Origin of the sequence: Nostoc sp. UHCC 0252 (assembly GCF_034931145.1) — a bacterium.
Taxonomy (GTDB): Bacteria; Cyanobacteriota; Cyanobacteriia; order Cyanobacteriales; family Nostocaceae; genus Nostoc.
In genome coordinates this window covers 17808-39507 of the sequence record NZ_JAYGHE010000058.1, presented here as the reverse complement: position 1 = coordinate 39507, position 21700 = coordinate 17808, and the positions used below count along the sequence as shown (strand labels likewise).

Genomic DNA, 21700 nt, shown 5'->3' with positions numbered 1-21700 from the left:
TAGCAAAAAAGCCTCTAATATATGCTGGGGAAGAATTAAACAACAATGTTATCCAAACTTCAGCCCGTCAAATCTCTTAATCGCTTAGTTGGCAAAGTTTACGCCAAGATGCCTCTCAAGTATGTTCTGATTGTCCCCTTTATATTGCAAATTTTTGGAGCGGTGGGGCTTGTGAGCTATCTTTCGTATCAAAATGGGCAAAAAGCGGTAAGGCAGCTTGCTACTCAATTAGAAAATGAAATCTGCGATCGCATTGAACAACATCTTAATAACTATTTAACAGCTCCGAAGCAAATAAATCAAATCAATTTAGACGCGGTTGAACTAGGGTTGCTCAACCTTTCTGACTTTAAAACCACCGGAAGTTACTTTTGGAAACAAATGCAGGTTTTCAATGTTGGCTACAACAGTTTTGCCAACCCCAAAGGAGAATTTATCGGTATTGAACGTTTAGATAATGGCGAGTTATTGATTAATGAAGTTAGTCAAAAGCATGGCATGGGGAAACTTTTTATTTATAATTCAGACTTGAAGGGAAATCGCCGCCAGCTTCAGCAAGTCAAAGATTACGATCCTCGGACAGAAGCGTGGTATACAGATGCAGTCGAAGCAGGTAAACCCGTTTGGAGTCAAATTTATCAATGGGAAGATAAACCAGAAATTTTATCGATATCTTCCAGCTATCCTGTTTACGATCAAACTCACAAACTTATTGGGGTAATTAGTGTTGATTTAATTTTGTCGCAAATCAGCAGCTTTTTAGCCAACTTAAACACCGAACAATTGGGTAAAACTTTTATTTTAGAACGTTCCGGGTTAATAGTGGCTTCTTCTAGCGAGCGACCATATACCATCATTAATGGTCAAATCAAACGTCTATCAGGATTAGAAAGTAAAAATCCTTTAATTCGGCTCACAACTGAATCTTTAAAAAAACGCTTTGGTAGTCTTGGGTTTGTTGTGGGGAAGCAACAGCTAACTTTTAGCGCCGATGGAATGCGTTATTTTGTGCAAGTAAAAAATTGGAGGGACGAACTAGGTTTAGATTGGCTAATCGTAGCGGTGATTCCTGAAGGCGAGTTTATGGAGCAAATTAATGCTAATACCCGCATCACCATTTTATTGTGCATAGTTGCTTTGTTGGTGGCTACAAGAATTGGGGTTTTGACTGCTCGTTGGGTAATTAAGCCCATTTTACAATTAAATACATCAGCCAAGAAAATTGCTCAAGGGGAATGGGAGCAAACACCCGAAATTCAACGCTCCGATGAGTTGGGGGAACTAGCCAAATCATTTGAAACTATGGCAAAGCAATTGCAAACATCCTTCAGTGTTTTGTCAGCGAAGAATGCTCAGATGCAACTTTTAAATGAGGCTCTATCTAAGAGTCAGAGTCGGCTAACTCAATTTTTAGAAGCTATGCCAGTGGGTATATTTATTATAGATGCTGAAGGTGAACCTTATTATACAAACCATATTGGGCAGCAAATTCTTGGTCAAGGAGACAAGCCGCTACGCGTCTACGCAGAAGTTAACGCCGAGCAATTGTCAGAAGTATATCAAGCTTACCTTAACGGGACAGATCAACTTTACCCTAGCGATCGCCTACCAATTTTGAGAGCATTGCTTGGAGAAAGCACCAGGATTGATGATATGGAAGTTCGTCATCTTGACAAGATTATTCCCATTGAAGTTTTAGGCAAGCCTATCTATGATGAATCGGGAAATTTGGCTTTTGCGATGGCTACCTTTTTTGATATCAGCGAACGCAAACAAGCAGAAAAATTATTAGCAGAATACAATCGCACCTTAGAAGCTCAAGTTGCAAAACGTACTGAAGAGTTCCAGGAACTTATTAAGCAACTGCAAACCACTCAAGAAGAACTGATTCAATCGCAAAAGATCGCCGCACAGGAACAACAAGCAGCCATTCGGGAAGCAGCACGAAGCGCCGCCGCCAACCTCGCCAAAAGCGAATTCCTGGCTAACATGAGCCACGAACTACGCACCCCACTCAACGCCATTCTTGGTTTCACCCAAGTCATGAGCCAAGATTATTCTCTATCTAAAGAACATCAAGAAAACTTGGCAATTATTAATCGGGCTGGCGAACATCTACTTAACTTAATTAACGACATTCTCGAAATGTCTAAAATCGAAGCTGGCAGAATCACCTTAAATCTCAGCAGTTTCGACTTAATTCATCTATTGAAAAACTTAGAAGAGATGTTGCACTTGCGGGCTGCATCTAAAAATTTAGAATTAATCTTTGAATACCCACAAAATATTCCTCAATACATAGAAACAGATGAAAATAAACTGTGTCAAGTCTTGCTCAACCTTTTGGGTAATGCCATCAAATTTACTGATACAGGGAGAGTGACGCTACGGGTGAGATTGGGGGCTGGGGACTGGGGACTGGGGACTGGTGAACATGGAACCGAGAGGAAAGAAGAAAAAAGTAATTCTTCATTCTCCCCCTTGCTCCCTGCCCCCTGCTCCTCTGCCTCTTCACCCCAATCCCTAATCTTCGAGGTAGAAGACACTGGCTGCGGTATTACCCCAAAAGAAATTGACTTGCTGTTTGAAGCTTTTGAGCAAACCGAAATCGGTAGAAAATCGCAGCAAGGGACGGGGTTAGGTTTAGCCATTAGCCGCAAATACGTGCAACTTATGGGGGGAAATATTAGCGTTAACAGTACTTTTGGTACTGGTAGTACATTCACTTTTGATATTCAAATCGCTTTAGCTTGTCCCAGAGAAATACCACCGCACCAAATTAAATTCCAAACTCTAGCTTTAGTAGCTACTGAAAAAGCATACCGGATTTTAGTAGTTGACGATTCCCAAGAAAGCCGTTTGTTGCTAGTTAAAATTCTCACTTCTCTGGGTTTTCAAGTTAGAGAAGCAGCAAATGGGCAAGAAGCAGTTGCAAATTGGGAATCTTGGCAACCACACTTGATTTTTATGGATATGCGAATGCCTGTGATGGACGGTTATGAAGCTACAAGAATGATTAAAGGTAAAAAAATAGGACATGGTGTAGACAATACGTTGCGGAGGTTCCCAAAATTTAAACAACTCGCCTCATCGGGGAGCCAGCACCTTAACGGAGGAGTTGATTCGGGTGACTCTGAAATTCTATGGAAAGCCTCTCTTACATCAGAAATAACTGGTGTTATGGAAAATGATACTGATGATACATCTATTTTGCGATCGCCAACACCCTTGGCTTTCCCTACCGACATTTCTGAGGCATGGCAAAATTGTTACAACAAACACACGATTATTATTGCCCTCACAGCTAGCGCCTTTGAAGAAGAACGCCAGAAAATTTTGTCTATTGGCTGTGACGATTTTATTCGCAAGCCATTCACACAAGAAGTATTATTGGAAAAACTGAGCCAACATCTGGGTGTAAAGTATACCAACCAAGTAGAAAATCTAAACATAGCAGTTACCGATCAAGCTACACAGATATTTGTCAGTGTTGCTGAACTCCTAAACCTTTTATCGCAAATGCCAGCCGATTGGCTGCAAAAGATCCATTATGCCGCAGCCAGTTGTAGTGATGAACTAATTTTAGAGTTAATCCAGCAAATTCCCGCAGATAATGTTCAGGTTTCCCAAGCTCTCAGGGATTTAGCAAATAACTACCAGTTTGAGAAAATTATGGAATTAACTAGAAAAAACGTAGAATGAAGTACGAACATTTAGACCCTAATAAAAAAGATATTTTGATCATTGACGATATGGCGGATAACCTGCGGGTTTTATCCTCAATATTGACAAGGGAAGGGTATAACGTTCGGAAAGCTTTAAACTGGCAAATGGCGCTGACAGCAACTCAAACACTTCTGCCAGACCTGATTTTACTCGATATTATGATGCCAGAAGTAGATGGCTATGAAATTTGTCAAACCTTTAAAGCTTGGGAGCTAACAGCCGATATCCCGGTGATTTTTATTAGCGCTTTAGATGATGTTTTTGACAAAGTTAAAGCCTTTAGGGTAGGTGGTGTAGACTACATTACCAAACCTTTTGAGTTTCAAGAAGTTTTAGTGCGGGTGCAAAATCAACTGGCATTGAGATCGGCACGATTAGAAATATTAAAACTAAATATTGAATTGGAATATCGGGTAAAAGAGCGAACTGGAGAGCTAGAAAAAGCCCTGCAAAAACTTCAACAAGAAATCAATTCCCGCCAGAAATTGCAAAGTCAACTGCTAGATATAGCGCTGCATGATTCACTGACTGGATTACCAAACCGAGTTTTGTTTATGAGGCGACTAGAGAACGCTCTCAACCGAGCCAAGCAAGAATCTAGTTATCAGTTTGCGGTGCTTTTTTTAGACTGCGATCGCTTCAAAGTTATTAACGACTCCCTTGGTCATTTGGTGGGAGATGAGTTGCTCATAGCGATCGCTCATCGTCTGCAAGCATGTTTGATACCTATTGATACTCTAGCACGATTGGGCGGTGACGAATTTGGAATTCTTTTAGAGAATATCACAGATATTAATATTGCAATCCAAGTTGCTGAAAGAATTCTGCAACAGCTATCACTTGCTTTTAAACTGTCAAGATACGAAGTATTTATGAATGCCAGTATTGGTATTACTTGGGGTAATAAAGATTACGATCTTCCAGAGTATTTACTGCGTGATGCTGATACGGCAATGTATCGAGCCAAGGCTCAAGGAAAAGCCAAATATCATGTTTTCAATCCAGCGATGCATCAAGAAGCTATTCAGCTTTTAGAGTTAGAAAATGACCTACGAAGGGCTGTTGAAAGGCAAGAATTTCTTGTTTACTATCAGCCAATTGTTTCTCTAACAACAGGCAGAATTTCTGGATTTGAAGCCTTGATACGCTGGCAACATCCAATTCGCGGTTTGGTTGTGCCCGTAGAATTTATTCCTGTGGCAGAAGAAACAGGCTTGATTAATGCTATAAATACTTGGGTGTTAAAGTCAGCTTGTTATCAACTAAGCATCTGGCAAAATCACCCAGTAACACCAGAACCTCTAACGATGAGTGTCAATTTGAGTGCCAGATTATTTTTGCAACCGAATTTTGTAGAACAAATTGATCGCATAATTTATGAAACCAAAATAAATCCTGCATATTTAGAATTAGAAATTACAGAAAGTGTAATTATGGAAAATACTAATGCAATTAAAATAATTTTTCAACAACTAAAAAAGCGGAAAATCAAGCTGATTATGGATGACTTTGGTACAGGATATTCATCTTTAAGTTACTTGCATAGCTTTCCTTTAAATGCGCTCAAAATTGATAAATCTTTCGTTCAACGGATGCAAGAGAATATGGAATTAGTACCAGCGATGATTGGTATTGCCAACTCAATGGGTATGAGTGCGATCGCTGAAGGCGTTGAAACACAAGAACAATTAGCCCAGTTGAGAAGTTTAAACTGTAATTTTGCTCAAGGATATCTATTTTCTCAACCCATAGAACAACAATTGGTTATTCAATTACTTGCCGCAGCACCTCAATGGTAGCTATCAAGTAGCAGGTCAAATTCTCGTGATTTACGCTGGTCTAGATAATTTGAACGTGCTATCTAATATACTGCTATAACTAACCTCTTAAGTTCATAAAACTCATAAATGGCCAGAGTTTTCATGGTTGGCAATCCTCTCAGCTACAGTGGGAGTTAAACTATAAATATAACTATTTTGGTGAACTTAATCAACAAATCTCAGGGTGATTTCAAAGAAGCATTTACTATACTAAATAAATATACGCATAGTTTTTGATAATAATGCATTTTAATCAAACTAACCATCATAAAAGAAATATTTTAGTAGTCGATGATACCCCAGATAATTTAAGGCTTTTATCGGCAATGTTGACTGCCCAAGGTTTTGAAGTTCGTAAAGCCTTAAACGGTAAAATGGCGCTGACTGCGTGTCAAATGGTTTTACCAGATGTAATTTTGCTAGATATCAATATGCCAGATATGGATGGCTATCAAGTTTGTCAACAACTAAAAGCTGACGATAAAACTTCCCAAATTCCAGTAATTTTCATCAGCGCTCTAGATGATGTTGTAGATAAGGTAAAAGCCTTTGATGTCGGTGGTGTAGATTATATTGCCAAACCTTTTCATGGAGCAGAGGTTGTATTACGAATTGAAAATCAAATTAATTTACGCTTGCTCCAAGTTAAACTGCAAGAAAAAAACTTTTTATTACAAAATGCCCTTGACAACTTAAAAGCCGCTCAAGTTCAACAAATTCAGAATGAAAAAATGGTAGCACTGGGGCAGTTAGTGGCTGGGCTAGCTCATGAAATTAATAACCCCATTAGTTTTATTTATGGTAATCTCCAATATGCTGGTCAATATGTGCAAGACCTAGTGAATCTGATTGAAGTTTATCAACAAGAATATCCAAAACCTACATCCAAAATTCAGGAAATAGCCAAAGAGATAGACTTGAATTTTGTGATTAATGATTTGCAAAATCTTATAGGTGCAATGTATAGAGGCTCCGATCGCATCCGGGAAATAGTCTTGGCGCTACAACACTTTTCTCGGCATGACGAAGCAGAGATGAAGCGGGTAAATATCCATGAAGACATTGAAAACACTCTGGTGATGCTACAACATCGACTTAGGGAATCAACAGACCGCCCGGCAATTATTGTAGTCAAAAATTATGGTAATTTACCCCTAGTAACTTGTTATGCAAGTGGTCTAAACCAAGTATTCATGCATTTATTGAATAATGCTATTGATGCAATAGAAGAGAAATTGGGGAATCAATCTTCTAATCCTTATTCCTTAACACCAGTTGATAACAGTTATTCCACTTGGGGAGACACGCAAGTTGCTGCACTTGGAGAAACCCCAAAACCGCAGTGGCTCCTTCCTACTCCCCAGATTAAGATTCACACAGAGGTGACAGACTTGAATACGATCAAAATTGCGATCGCAGATAATGGCCCTGGTATAGAAGAGTCGTTGCGATCGCGTTTATTTGACCCATTTTTTACCACAAAACCTGTAGGCAAAGGTAGCGGGCTAGGATTATCTATTAGCTATCAGATTATCGTTCAAAAACACCGGGGAAATATTACCTGCAATTCTTCTATTGGGCAAGGAGCAGAGTTTGCGATCGAAATTCCCATCGAGCAGCCTCGTTAGCCAATAGCAAACGTTGTGTTAATAATCACTCTGATAGGCTTAACGGTAGTAGAACTGTGAACGTTGTCCAGCCGTGAGAACTGGTAACTTCAATAGTGCCTTGAAGATATTCGACTAACTTCTTCACTAATGCTAAACCTAACCCTGTACCGCGATGTTGCCAGCGATCGCTCTGAGGAATTCGGTAAAACGGCTCAAAGATTCGAGATTGTTCTTTTTTAAGGATTATTACCCCAGAATTACTAATTTTAATTTGAACGTGGGAAACTGGAAAATTAGCTAATCCACCAGATTCAGCATTCTCATCGATGAGACTTTTGGGGGTGTCGATTACCTGAACATCTACCATAATCTGCTCATCAGGCGGAGTATATTTACAAGCATTGTTAAGTAACTCTGAGACAATTTCGGTCAGGCTAGGCAAGTCTGAAACTAAAGGTGGTAAATTTGGCAAAACATTAACTTGCAAAGTCTGTTGCCTAGCTCTAGCTCTTTCTTCAAAATACTCGGCAACGTGAGGTAGCCAGTATTGGAGTTGAATTGAAGTTAATTCCAATGGATAGACATCTGCATCAATCATGCGGATATACAGTAAATTGTCTACTAGCTCCAATTCTTGTTCGCACTGGTCACGCAAGATATTTAAGTAGCGGACTACAGATTCAGATGGAGAAAATTCGTTTGAATTTAAGCTTCCCTGTCGGTCAAGAATATTTTCTAGGGCGGAGATTGCCATTTTGATGTTTGACAAGGGTGTTCGCATTTCATGAGAAGTGGTGGCGAGAAAATCCTCTTTCAACTGGTTCACCCGTTGAAGTTCTGTGACTTGAATTTCTAGTTGTTGGGCACGTTCCACGGCGAAATTGCGTTCTTCAGTTAGCCGTCGTTGTGTGTCGTCCCGAAAAACTAGTACGGCTCCTGTAATCATGCCACTGTTGTCTTTCAGGGGAGTAGCACTATCGGCTACTGGTCTAGTCTTCCCGTCTCTACTAATTAGTAGAATCCCACTGTCTAGATAGATAGTCGTTTCTTGTTGGAGGGCTTTGATAATTGGATTTTGGACAGGGAGATGAGTTTGTTCGTCAACAAGTTTTAACACCTCTGTTAACATCTGTCCCTTGGCTTCATCCCATTGCCACCCTGTTAATGCTTCACCTACCTGATTTAGGTACTTGACGCGCAACTCAAGATCGACCACAATCACCCCATCGCCCATTCCCCGCAACACAGAACTCAAAAATTGTTCGCGATCGTAGCGATTAAGTGCTGTTTGAATGGCAACGTAAAGTTCTTGCTCTTTGATGGGTTTAAGAATATATCCAAAGGGGGATGTCAGGGTTGCCCGCTCTACAGTACTTTGATCTGAGTGACCTGTGAGGTAAATTACAGGAATTTGCAAATTATGCCAAATTTGCTCAGATGCCTGGATACCATCGATTTCACCCCGTAACCTGATATCCATTAAAATCAAGTTTGGGCGTAACTTAGATGCTTTTTCGATTGCCTCTTCTGCGGAATCGGCAATACCTAAAACAGTGTACCCTAGAGACTCTAAACTTTCTTGTAAGTTGATGGCAAGAATATATTCATCTTCAACAACAAGGATTCTAGCTGTCCCTTTTTTGGTGTTCGACGGGATGCCAATCATTTTTATATCCGGCTGTTTGTAAAAGTAATTTTAAACTGTGTTCCCTGGTGAGATTCAATTTCGAGTTTTCCTCTTAGCTGCTTGACTAAACCTTGAACAAGGGTTATACCGAGTGTTTTAGCTTTTCTGCTATCAAAATTTTCAGGTAAACCGATACCATTATCTCGAATAATCAGTGTCAAAGTCGACTCCGATTCTTGATAAAACTTAACCTCAATTTTTCCGCCGCGATTACCAACGAAAGCGTATTTCAAAGCATTGGAAACCAATTCATTAATAATCAAGCCACAAGGAATAGCTGTTTCAATATCAAGGCTAGCGTCATCAACTTGAATATTCAGTTGAATTTGGCTGGAACTGACGTTATATGAATCAAATAAATGAGTTGTTAAATCTGGAATATATTGAGCAAAATCAATATCAGAGAGGTCTTCAGAGCGGTACAGTTTTTCATGAACTAGGGCAATGGAGGCAATGCGGTTTTGGCTATCGCGCAAAATAGCTGTCACCACAGGATCTTGTGTGCGTCGGCATTGCATTTGCAGTAAACTGCTGACAATTCCTAAATTGTTCTTCACCCGATGGTGAATTTCCTTAAGTAATACCTCTTTTTCTTTGAGAGAGGCTTTGATTTTTTCCTCTGCTTGCTTATGCTCGGTGATATCTTGTTGGACAGCGACAAGGACGGTTCCATATTCAGGATGCTCAAAGATGGAACTAGTCGCCCGACACCAGAATGGAGTGCCATCTTTTTTAACATTATGAACTTCGTAGGTTGCTTCACCGTGCTGAATAACAGTAGCGGTAATTGCCTGATTAACTTCTTCAGGTGTAGTGTGTTCGTCTCCACGGTTGACAATGGACACACGCTTACCAATTAATTCACCAGGTTCATAGCCAAACATTTGCTCAAATTTAGGATTGGCGTAGACAAACACGCCATCTGCGATCCGAGCTAGGCAAATTCCCTCAGCCATGTTGCGGGTAATTACCGCTTGCAACTCTAACATTTGTTCAGCGCGTTTGCGATCGCTGATTTCAACTACAACAATGCCTATACTAATAGGTTCATCTGTTTCAGACTGAATCGGAAAATAAGAAGCCAGCCAAGTTCTAATTACACCGGGGAGTTTTGGAGTTTCTCCACTGATTTCCAAATCCAGAATCGGTTCACCCGTTGTCAAAAGATGACGAAAGATTTGCTCCTGCTTTGATGCTAAATCAGGGACAATTTCCCACGTTGTTTTGCCAATATGCGCGGCTACGGGAATGCCATTAATTTCTGCTAATGCTTCATTAATGAATGAGAAACGGAGATCCCGATCCATGATGGTTATCCCAACGGGTGCGCTATTGATGAAAGTATCTAATAACTTTTGTTTGTGAGCCAGTTCTCGCTCTAGAATCTTGCGATCGCTGATATCAATAATAACGCCCAGCATCCGCACAGCTTCGCCTGCTTCGTTGCAAACGCCGCGCCCTTTCCCGGTGAGCCAGTGAACACTACCATCGGGGTAAATTACTCGATATTCATCTTCAAAATTACTATGTTCTGCCAACGCATTTAATACAGCCTGTTCAATTCGGTCAACATCCTCTAGATGAACACAATTGCGCCATAGCTGATAGCTTGCTGATGTTTCTGGCTCTAAACCTAACAAACGAAAATGGTTGTTGTTCCAGATAACTTCCCCTGTTTCCACATTCCAATCCCAAATACCGATGTGGTTAAATTCTAAAGTTAGCCTTAGTTGTTCTTCACTTTTAGCTAAGGCTGCTTCAGTTTGTTTTCGTAAACGAAGCTCGTCGTAGATATCGCTAACATCCCGATGAGTACCAGTCATCCGCAAAGGATTACCCTCTTCATCTTCGATGACAACCTTACCGTAGTTGGCAATCCATTTCCATTCGCCCGACTTGGTTCGGAATCGATAGTCAAATTTGTAGGGTACTGAACTATCCTTGAGGTGGGCTGCCAAGATTTCCTTAACCCAAGGTAGATCGTCTGGATGAACTAATCGCTCCCAAGTACTTAAATCCTGTGGAAGTTCATCAAAGCTGTATCCGAGCATTTCTAAAAAGCGGGGGCTGTAATATATTTCTCCAGTAAGAATATTCCAGTCCCACAAACCATCCCCAGAAGCTTCAAGTGCTAATTGTAGTCTTTCTTCCGCTTTTTGGCGATCGCGTAGCGCAATTTCCCGTTCGGTGACATCTTGGGCAGTACCATAAAGGCGAATCACCTCTCCATCGGCGTTGAATTCCGCATGTCCAATCCCCTCAAAATAGCGATTAGAGCCATTCTGGGGGACGCGGAGAATTTGTTTGTAGGATTCACCAGTGGCGATCGCCCGCTCAACAGCTTGGTGCAATTTCTGCCCATCTTCAGGGTGATACAATTGCAGATTTTCCTCATAGTTCGGTTCAAGAAGTGCGGGTTCTCGATTGAAGAGATCAAAAAGCCCCTTTGACCAGCTAATTTTGCCACTGGCAAGTTCAAACTCCCAATTACCAAGGCGAGCAACTCGCTGTGATTCTTCTAGCAGAGCTTGACTTTTGCACAAGGTTTCTTCATTCCGTTTGAGGTCGGTGACATCCACCACTAGTCCATCCCAAGCCACACGCCCATCCTTAAACTGGCGTGGCGTAGAACGAAAATGTAACCATTTGAGTTGCTCGCTAGGTGTTTGGATTCGTAGTTGAATATCAAAAACAGACAGATTTAGTCGGGACTCTTCAACGGCTGCCTGTAGTCGGCCGATATCCTCTGGGATAAACTGGCGATAAAGCAGAGATGAATCTCTGAGTGCATCTTCTACCTTGACTTCCGTCAATCCTTCAATCCCCGCACTCAGGTAGGAAAAGCGATCGCTACCATCCAATTCGCGGATCACCCGATAAACTGCACCATTAGGCAAATTATCTCCAATCAAATGCAACATCACTTCACGCTCAGACAAGGCGAGTTCTGTTGCTTTGCGTTCAGTAATATCTCGCCCTTCTGGAATCAACAAAACGACTTTACCTGTCTCATCTTGAAGTGGACGCAGTGAAAAATCGATGGTTGCTACTCGGTTATTTGCGCCTAGAACGTCAACTTCATAGCGAACGAACTCTCCCTTTGCAGCATGGGCGATCGCTTGTTTTAATTCTTCTTGAGTTTGTGGTGAAATTGTCCACCAATGTGCTTCCCAAAAAGGGCGATCGATCACATCTTCTAGCTGAAGTCCGCCAAAACTTAGTGCAGTCTGGTTCGCCTCCAGTAAAATACCAGATGGCGTTAGTAGTCCGGTGAATTGGAAAGTGTTATCAAAAATAGCGCGGAATCGGCGATCGCTTTCTTGCAATTTGGCGGTGCGTTCTTGGACTTTGGCTTCTAACTCGGTGTTGAGATTTTGGAGGTTGTGGTAGAGTTGGGCTTGTTGAATGGCGATCGCTAGTTGTACCGTCAGTTGTTTAAGCAATTCCACCTCAAATGTCTGCCATTGACGGGGAGCAGAACATTGATGCACAATAAATAGCCCCCAAAGTTCAACTGCTAAAGTCCCGATGTTCTCTACCAGAATGGGGACAACTAAATTCGCCTTTACCTGAAACTGTTCTAATAATTGAAGATGGCACTCACTTAAACCCGCTTCATAAATGTTCGTAGTCGTCCAAATTTTTCCTTGACGATATTTTTCCCCCTGACTTTCTTGAAAACAGGTATCTTCAATTTCTAGTCCCAAGCTTGGTTGCCATTCAGATAACACTGACTCTGATACGATACAACCGTGCATAAGATGAGTAAATTGATATACTAATACCCGATCGGCACTTAGTAACTGACGGACTTCTTGAACACTGGTAGTAAGAATATCTGAAAGCTGCAAAGATTTGCGGATATGGAGAGCGATCGCTCCTACTAGGCGTTGTTGTTCCTGCTGTTGTTCTAGCTGCTGCATTAGCTGTTTATGCTTAATCGCTCCATGAATCGTTCGGCAAAAATTTTCTTGGGTCAGTTTTCCCTTAACTAGATAATCATCCGCCCCATTTTTCATAGCTTGGACTGCGATTGTTTCATCTCCCTGTCCAGTCAGCATAATTACTGATATTTGACTGCTGGAAGTTTGCTTCTGTAGCTTGGTGAGAAATTCCAGCCCATCTAAATCTGGTAATCGGTAGTCCAACAAAATCACATCCGGTATTTTCCCAAGGCATACTTGTAGTGCCTTATTTCCAGACTCAAATTCGTAAATATCATAAGTGTAGCGATCGTCCCACTCCAGAAAGCGTCGATATAAAGCTGTGTCTTCAGAAGAGTCTTCTACAAAAAATACAGTTATTGGATTGGCTGTCATGTATATCAGCCTCCTAAGAAAGCTGTGGGAGTGGAGTAGAAGAATTAATAAGCAAATAATACCCAATTCAGGAAATCAGGACTTTTTCTTGATCGCAGACTACTATTTTTAGTCGCATAAACGCATAATAGAAGTGTGACTGATCTGTTCGTCCCTTTACAATCTCTCAAACATGGTAACTGGTTCAAGCTGATCTGCGGAGCCAGCTTCCAGCATTTGCCGGCAGTTAGAAATTTGACCTTAGCCTATACCTTGGCGGGCGCTGACTGCATAGATGTTGCAGCTGATCCAGCAGTGATTACAGCAGCGCAATCAGGGCTGCAAGTAGCTAAAACTCTAGCCAAGGATGCCCAAAAGCGAGGTTTTAACTACAAAGGCAACTCGCCTTTTTTGATGGTCAGCCTAAATGATGGAGAAGACCCGCATTTTCGCAAAGCAGAATTTAATCCTACTGAGTGTCCTAAAGATTGCCCTAGACCCTGTGAACGGATTTGTCCAGCACAAGCAATCGTGTTTGACAGTATCAAAGAAGACTATTCGGGAGTAGTTTCCGAAAAGTGTTATGGCTGCGGTCGTTGCATCCCAATTTGTCCATACAGTATAATTTATACAGCTTCATACGTGACAACGCCAGGAGCGATCGCGCCATTAGTAATGTCAACAGGAGTAGATGCCGTAGAAATCCATACACAAGTAGGGCGGTTGGCAGAATTTCAGCGATTGTGGCAGGCAATTTCACCGTGGGCTGACCAATTAAAGGTACTAGCTATTAGCTGTCCCGATGGCGAGGGGATGACTGACTACCTAAGAGCAGTGTACGACCTGATTTCCCCACCCAAAAGTACTTTAATTTGGCAAACCGACGGTCGTTCTATGAGTGGCGATATTGGCGATGGCACTACTATAGCCACAGTAAAACTAGGACAGAAAGTTTTGGCAGCGAAACTACCGGGATATGTGCAGTTAGCAGGCGGCACAAATAGCTATACCGTTACTAAGTTAAAGACAATGGGACTGTTAAAGAGTGCTGAGTTCCGAGTTATGAGTGCTGAGAAAGACTGTATTACTCAGCACTCAGCACGGGCTAAACGCCCCGCTACCGCTAACAGCACTCAGCACTCCCACATCGCCGGGGTTGCCTACGGTAGCTACGCCCGTGTACTGCTGTCACCAATTCTCGAACAGTTAGAGAATAAGGAGGTAAGTAAGACTAATGTGAAAGCAACTATTCGCCTAGAAGAAGATGAAGTATTACTTTGGCAAGCCGTAGAACTTGCCCATTCTCTCGTTTCCCAGATCAAATCATAGCAAGGAAGGGAGAGCAAGCATTAGTTAAGCATAATTACTGGGTAGTAAATAGTACTGTAATTCATGTTTAATTTATGTTTGTATAGTCAAGGTAGGAGGTTTGAGCATTGAATGAGCAATTGAGAACTGTTAGAAGCTGAAAGTATCGATTTACTGTTGTTTCCGTCACCATAGAAAGCATGACGATTACAGACGATCTCCAAAAGTTATTAGATATTTTGCCCCAAGACCTGCAACAAGCACTAGAGAGCCATCCCAAACGAGATAGTTTAGTAGAAGTGGTCTTGGATTTGGGTCGCCGCCCAGAGGCTCGCTTTCCTAACCAAGCTGAGTATCTGAGCGAAATACCTGTTACTCAAGAACAGATAGATGATTGCATTGAACGAGTCGGAATTTTTGGCGGAGATAATCGGGCAGGAATTGAGCAAACTTTGCATCGGATCAGTGCCATCCGCAACCGTACTGGTAAGATTATTGGCTTAACCTGTCGCGTTGGCCGGGCGGTATTCGGAACCATTGGCATGATCCGCGATTTGGTAGAAACTGGTAAATCGATTCTCATGCTGGGCCGTCCAGGCGTGGGCAAAACTACCGCCCTACGGGAAATTGCCCGTGTTTTGGCGGATGATTTGCAGAAGCGAGTGGTGATTATTGACACCTCCAACGAAATCGCCGGGGATGGTGATATTGCCCACCCCGCCATTGGTCGCGCTCGGCGGATGCAAGTGGCTCATCCAGATCAACAGCATCAGGTAATGATTGAGGCAGTGGAAAACCACATGCCAGAAGTCATCGTCATTGATGAAATTGGCACCGAACTGGAAGCTTTAGCGGCTCGGACAATTGCTGAACGGGGCGTACAGTTGGTAGGTACTGCCCACGGGAATCAGATCGAAAATCTGATTAAAAACCCCACCTTGGCTGATTTAGTTGGAGGTATCCAGGCTGTGACGCTGGGAGACGACGAAGCTAGACGGCGAGGCTCTCAAAAGACCGTTTTAGAGCGGAAAGCCCCTCCTACCTTTGAAATTGCTGTGGAAATGTTGGAACGCCAACGCTGGGTAGTACACGAAAGTGTTGCTGACACAGTAGATAATCTGCTGCGGGGTCGTCAGGCTACCCCACAAACGAGAACCGTTGATGACCACGGCAAAGTTGCGGTTACAAGGCAGTTAGCTGTTGTCAACGGTCGCGGTGGACAGCTAGGAACAGTGGAAGAATCTTTTCCACCGGCGCGGCCGGCCAATGGCTGGCGTTCTTCTGGACAAATGGTAGCACTGCCGCAATTACCTGTAGAGCGGGTAACAGGACGCAGTGAGTTTGATCGATTGCTGGATGAATCTTTCAATTATTCTGAGAGCATTGATTTAGATGCTGCTACCAGACACCCGGGGCCTAATGGCGAAGATTTGCCATTGCACGTTTATCCTTATGGGGTTAGCCGCCACCAACTAGAACAGGTAATTAGCGTGCTGACTTTACCCGTGGTATTGACAAAAGATATAGATACTGCTGATGCAATTTTAGCACTGCGATCGCACGTCAAAAACCACGCCAAATTACGCCAAATGGCCAAGGCCCGTCATGTACCCATCCACATGATTAAGTCCAGCACCATTCCGCAAATTACCCGTGGTTTGCGACGGTTGCTGAACATGGATGACCCGGAAACGGCCGATGACCTAGAATTGCAACTGTTTTTGCACAATGGCAGCGATGATGAGATGGATGCTCTTGAAGAAGCTAGACTTGCTGTTGAGCAAATTGTGATTCCTAAAGGACAGCCAGTTGAGTTATTACCGCGCTCTTCCCAAGTCCGCAAAATGCAACATGAGTTGGTAGAACATTATCGCCTCAAGTCGCATAGTTTTGGCGAAGAACCAAATAGAAGATTGCGGATTTATCCAGCGTAACTTCACCCCAACCCCTCTTCGCATTGCGGAGAGGGGATGTCACTAGGAGACACTTGATGTCCTATAGAGAGTTTTCTTTAAGAAAAGTAATACTTTAATTTCACCTTAGTAGAAGGTGGGCGATTCAAAAAATAAATGATCCAAAACCCGTCATTGAGCATTTTTTTACTTGGAGTACTCTCAATTCCTCCAGTAGAGCAAGTCTTAGGTATTTTAGGCGGTTCTTAAAGCTCAACGCCTCCTAAGCAATAGCCGGATTGGTTGAGAAGCCCACACTGAAATTGCTACTCCAATTCAGTGTGCGGAGTGTGTCACGAGAATTAAATCCTGTCTTCCGTCAGACTGCAAAGCAGAACCTAAAAGCTAAAGTAAAGTAGGAGGCTCACACGAAAACTCTATTCAGACAACATGGAAAATAAAATTTTGGACAATGGTTAACGAGTAACAGCACAGATGGTACAAGAATCGTTCATTATTATTCCATGTCCCATTCCCAATTCCCCATTCCCCACACCATTAACTTAGCAGGTCTAAAACTATGACACTTACACTCACATCTGAAAACGTTGAAACAGTCTTAGATGAAATGCGCCCTTATCTCATGTCTGATGGCGGCAATGTGGAACTCGTAGAACTTGATGGGCCTATTGTCAAACTGCGCCTGCAAGGTGCGTGTGGTTCTTGCCCCAGTTCTGCCATGACCCTGAGAATGGGTATTGAGCGCCGCCTAAAAGAAGTGATTCCTGAAATTGCGGAAATTGAACAAGTAGTCTAGGGACTGGGGATTGGGGACTGAGGACTGGGGAAGAATGGATTTTTTCATTCATAATTTATCATTAATACCTAATCCCTAATTTTTAATCCCCAATCCCTAACTCCTAATCACTCGCTATGCCCCATCCTCTCTACATCGCTTTTATCTGGCATCAACATCAGCCTCTGTACAAATCTCCTGGTAGCGGTGCTTCGCTATCTTCTAGTCAGCAGTACAGGCTACCTTGGGTACGTTTGCATGGGACTAAAGATTATTTGGATTTGGTATTGCTCTTAGAGCAGTATCCTAAGTTACACCAAACGGTGAATTTAGTTCCATCGCTGATATTGCAACTCGAAGATTATATTGCTGGCACTGCTTTTGACCCTTACCTCACAGCCTGTTTGACACCGGATGAACAACTAACGCAGCAACAGCGCGAATTTATTATCCAACATTTTTTCGATGCCAATCACCATACGTTGATTGACCCACATCCCCGTTATAGCGAGTTGTATCAGCAAAGGCAGGAGAAGGGGCAAGCTTGGTGTTTAGCAAATTGGGAATTGCCAGATTATGGTGATTTGCTAGCTTGGCACAATCTGGCTTGGATCGATCCGCTATTCTGGGATGACCCGGAAATTGCGACTTGGTTAAAACAGGGTCGAAATTTTACTTTAAGCGATCGCCAGCGCATTTATTCCAAACAACGAGAAATCCTCAGCCGCATTATCCCTCAACACCGAAAAATGCAGGAGGCGGGGCAGCTAGAAGTTACCACCACGCCTTACACCCACCCGATTTTACCTTTGTTAGCTGATACTAACTCTGGTCGGGTAGCTGTGCCCAATATGACACTACCTAAGCAGCGCTTTCAGTGGGAAGAAGATATTCCCCGTCACTTACGAAAAGCTTGGAACTTTTATCAAGACCGCTTCGGACAAATTCCTCGTGGTCTATGGCCTTCGGAACAGTCAGTCAGTCCGGCAATACTTCCACACATTATTAACCAAGGATTTAAGTGGATATGCTCAGATGAAGCCGTCTTAGGGTGGACACTAAAACACTTTTTTCATCGGGATGGGGCAGGGAATGTACAGCAGCCAGAACTGTTGTATCGACCCTATCGCCTGCAAACCGCAGAGGGTGATTTGTCAATTGTGTTTCGTGACCACAGATTATCAGATTTGATTGGCTTTACCTACAGTGCGATGCCCGCAAAAAAGGCAGCAGCAGACTTAGTGGGACATTTACAAGCGATCGCTAAAATGCAAAGAGACAGTCAAAGCGATCAACCTTGGCTAGTTACCATCGCCTTGGATGGGGAGAATTGCTGGGAATTTTATCCCGAAGATGGCAAACCCTTCTTAGAAGCTTTGTATCAAAGTTTGAGCGATGAACCCCACCTCAAACTCGTCACCGTCTCCGAATTTCTCGAAGAATTCCCCGCCACAGCCACCATTCCCGGAGGGCAACTACATAGTGGTTCTTGGGTAGATGGCAGCTTCACCACCTGGATCGGCGATCGCGCCAAAAATCGCGCTTGGGATTACTTAACGGAAGCTAGAGAAATGCTCGCAAGTCATCCCGAAGCAACGGAAGAAAACAACCCAGAAGCATGGGAAGCCTTATATGCCGCAGAGGGTTCAGACTGGTTTTGGTGGTTCGGTGCAGGACACTCTTCAAATCAAGATGCCATATTTGATCAGTTGTTTCGAGAACACTTATTTGGCATTTACAAGGCGTTAAATGAACCTGTACCGCCCTATCTCAAGCAACCAGTGGAAATCCACGAAGCACAGGGAAGCCACACCCCACAAGGGTTTATTCATCCCGTTATCGATGGTAAAGGTGATGAGCAAGACTGGGACAAAGCTGGTCGTATAGAAATCGGCGGGGCGCGGGGGACAATGCACAATAGCAGCGTTATCCAGCGACTTTGGTATGGGGTGGATCACCTCAATTTCTATGTGCGGCTGGACTTTAAAGGTGGCGTTGCACCAGGAAAGGATTTTCCCACAGAATTGAATTTGCTGTGGTTTTATCCAGAAAAAACAATGGTTAATAGCCCAGTTCCCTTGGCAGATGTACCAGATGCAGCCCCACTTAATTACCATTTCCACCATCTTCTAGAAGTTAACTTGCTGACGCAATCGATTCAATTTCGGGAAGCTGGAGACAATTATCAATGGCATCCCCGTTTCAGTCGCGCTCAAGTAGCAATAAATAATTGTTTAGAGTTAGCTGTACCGTGGGCAGATTTGCAAGTTCCGCCAGATTATCCCCTGCGCCTGATTTTGGTGCTTGCAGATGAAGGGCGTTTTTGTAACTACTTGCCAGAAAATGCTTTGATTCCTATTGAAGTGCCTTAAAACTCAATACCGTTTTTAACTTCTTAGTATCATGTCCGGCAAATTATTTATGATATGTCATTGCAAGTGCAACGTTCGCGGTAGCGTCTCGTAGAGAAGTAGAACGTTGGCAATGATCGCTGTTTAGCCAGAGATGATATTAACTCTGTGTTCTTTGCGTATTTATAGTTAAACAAATTACTTTTAAACCGCAGAGGCACAGAGAACAAAGGCAAAGAGATTTTTGGAATTATTTGAATGTGCTAGTCTACAGTTTCATGAAAATTTGAATAGTGCATTAAAAACAGCAGAAAACATTAATTTATCGAACAGAATTCAGAAGTCAGGAGTCAGAATTCAGAATGAATTCTGTATGATTGGCGGATGACTAATTGGGTTTAAGATCCCCACTAAATTGAAAATTTGGTGGTCTTCAATCCTGTGCCGATCTGCATCCCCGATTGATTGATTCTGACTTCTGAATTCTTCTTCAACTCAATTTTATTAAAAATCTATTGTAATAAAATCGGGTTTCACTAAAATGCTTAAGGCAAGTCCAGGCTCTACTAGGAAAAGGTAAATTTGAGGCAACTATTGCCCTATTCATCAAATCATCAATTGAAAAGGGAAACTTGCATAAAAGTTTTGCCATTATCTCAATGAACATCATAATATCTGCGTCGGTATGTGCCTACGCGTTATCAAGTACGAATATCATCAAGCTAATATAAATTTGCTTGATTGGTTACGGGTAGGTTAAATTTGCCGAACGGACACGGCTAATTGCAGGATATATAATTATGTTGCTATTGGCAATTTCTAAAGCAGCGTAAACCTAAATATATAATTACTATCTATTTCTGCAAATATGTCCTTGGGTACATTTATTTTTTATTTTTTTTGCTAATCTATAAAATAATGGTCAAGCCAAAAATATTAAATTCCTAACATATAAAATTTTAATTAAGCGTGTTGTAGGACATTTCAAATGGAAAAAGAATATCCTTTGGTTTCTGTCATTGTACCCGCTTACAATGCTGAAGATTTTATTGGACGGACATTGAATTCTATACTCAGTCAAACATACACAAATATTGAAGTCTTAGTAGTTGATGACGGTTCCCAAGACAGAACTGCTGAAATCGTCAAATCTTATGTTGAGAAAGACAATCGTGTTATTTTATTGCGACAGGAAAATTCAGGGGTAGCTATTGCTCGTAATTTAGCAATTGAAAAGTCTAGGGGTGAATATATCGCACCAATTGATGCTGATGATATTTGGTATTCTCAAAAACTAGAAAAGCAAGTGCAATGTCTGTCAGAAGCAGATCAATCAGTAGGATTAGTCTATGCCTGGTCAGTAAAGATTGATGAAAATGATGTAATTCTTGATATAAGTGATATTGAATATTATATTGAATATTATAGGGATTTTTTCAGTCTGGAGGGAATTGTTTACCCTTCTTTGGCATACAGCAACTTCATAGGCAACGCTAGTGTACCTCTGATCCGTCGATCTTGTTTGGAAAAAGTTGGTGTTTACAACTGGGAACTTAAAGCAAATAATGCTGAAGGTTGTGAAGATTGGGATATTTCTTTGCGTATTGCCGAACATTATAAATTTCGGGTGGTACGAGAATTTTTGATTGGTTATCGTCAAGTAAAAGGAAGTATGTCTCGTAACTATATATCAATGGAAAGGTCTTACAACCTGGTGCTGGCAGAATTTAGACAGAGACATCCAGAAATTCCTACTTATATTTACAATTTGTCTGCTAGTAATTTTTATTTCTACTTGTCATCAGTTAGTCAGTCTTGTGGAGATTATTGGGGTACTCTAGTTTTATTATTTAAAGGCATAAAATTAGACAATATTCAAATTTACAGATTATTTAATAATCAGTTTCTAGTTAAACAACTTTTAAAAATTGCATTTAAACCAATTATGTCTTTGCTGGGGCTAGAACCTGACTCTTGGTATAAATATTTTCAGAAAAAAAATAGAACCTTGCCTAATAATTCAGATGTTAATAGGGTGATTAAAATTTCTGATATTCAGAAAAAAAAGACCAAGCCTCAGCAAGATTATAAGAAACAATACGATAGAATTCAATGGCAAAGATGGTTGCAAGCTTTACAGATTTCAGAAACGGTTAAATTATGAAAAAAAACATATATTTAGTTAAAAAAAAATAAAAGGACAAATAGAAGA

At 41.8% G+C, this 21700-nt stretch carries 10 protein-coding genes; 8 read left to right on the top strand and 2 right to left on the bottom strand.

The genetic code is table 11. The annotated features are described in order from the left end of the window. Positions 1–45: 45 nt before the first annotated feature. The 3 genes from VB732_RS25905 to VB732_RS25895 all read left to right on the top strand — a co-directional run bounded on the left by VB732_RS25905 (position 46) and on the right by VB732_RS25895 (position 7174). On the top strand, positions 46–3702 hold the full coding sequence (locus VB732_RS25905; RefSeq protein WP_323233753.1) for an ATP-binding protein: 3657 nt from the start codon (positions 46–48) through the stop codon (positions 3700–3702). Then, entirely contained in the window at positions 3699–5525 is a 1827-nt protein-coding gene (locus VB732_RS25900) for an EAL domain-containing protein (protein ID WP_323233752.1), read from the top strand. Before VB732_RS25905 ends, VB732_RS25900 begins: the two co-directional genes overlap by 4 nt. Positions 5526–5788: 263 nt before the next feature. Beyond that, entirely contained in the window at positions 5789–7174 is a 1386-nt protein-coding gene (locus VB732_RS25895; protein ID WP_323233751.1) for a response regulator, read from the top strand. A gap of 25 nt (positions 7175–7199) precedes the next feature. Here the strand turns inward: VB732_RS25895 and VB732_RS25890 are convergent, their stop codons facing one another. Next, complete coding sequence (locus VB732_RS25890) at positions 7200–8822, bottom strand: response regulator (RefSeq protein ID WP_323233750.1); 1623 nt, start codon at positions 8820–8822, stop codon at positions 7200–7202. A 2-nt stretch (positions 8823–8824) separates the two neighbouring features. Further along, complete coding sequence (locus VB732_RS25885; protein ID WP_323233749.1) at positions 8825–13162, bottom strand: PAS domain-containing protein; 4338 nt, start codon at positions 13160–13162, stop codon at positions 8825–8827. A gap of 135 nt (positions 13163–13297) precedes the next feature. Here VB732_RS25885 and ldpA point away from each other — a divergent pair, with 135 nt between their 5' ends. The 5 genes from ldpA (at position 13298) to VB732_RS25860 (ending at position 21652) form a co-directional block, all read left to right on the top strand. Continuing rightward, entirely contained in the window at positions 13298–14470 is a 1173-nt protein-coding gene (gene ldpA / locus VB732_RS25880) for a circadian clock protein LdpA (protein ID WP_323233748.1), read from the top strand. Positions 14471–14649: 179 nt separating this feature from the next. Then, positions 14650–16383, top strand: coding sequence for a R3H domain-containing nucleic acid-binding protein (locus VB732_RS25875; RefSeq protein ID WP_323233747.1), 1734 nt, complete (start codon positions 14650–14652; stop codon positions 16381–16383). 538 nt (positions 16384–16921) lie between these two features. Next, the gene (locus tag VB732_RS25870; protein ID WP_323233746.1) at positions 16922–17158 is read left to right on the top strand and encodes a NifU family protein; all 237 of its coding nucleotides are present in this window, start codon (positions 16922–16924) and stop codon (positions 17156–17158) included. 116 nt (positions 17159–17274) lie between these two features. Next, positions 17275–19509, top strand: a complete 2235-nt coding sequence (locus VB732_RS25865; RefSeq protein ID WP_323233745.1) for a glycoside hydrolase — start codon at positions 17275–17277, stop codon at positions 19507–19509. 967 nt (positions 19510–20476) lie between these two features. Continuing rightward, positions 20477–21652 carry a glycosyltransferase family A protein gene (locus VB732_RS25860; RefSeq protein WP_323233744.1) on the top strand — a complete coding sequence of 392 codons (1176 nt, stop codon included), beginning with the start codon at positions 20477–20479 and terminating at the stop codon, positions 21650–21652. Positions 21653–21700 lie beyond the last annotated feature (48 nt).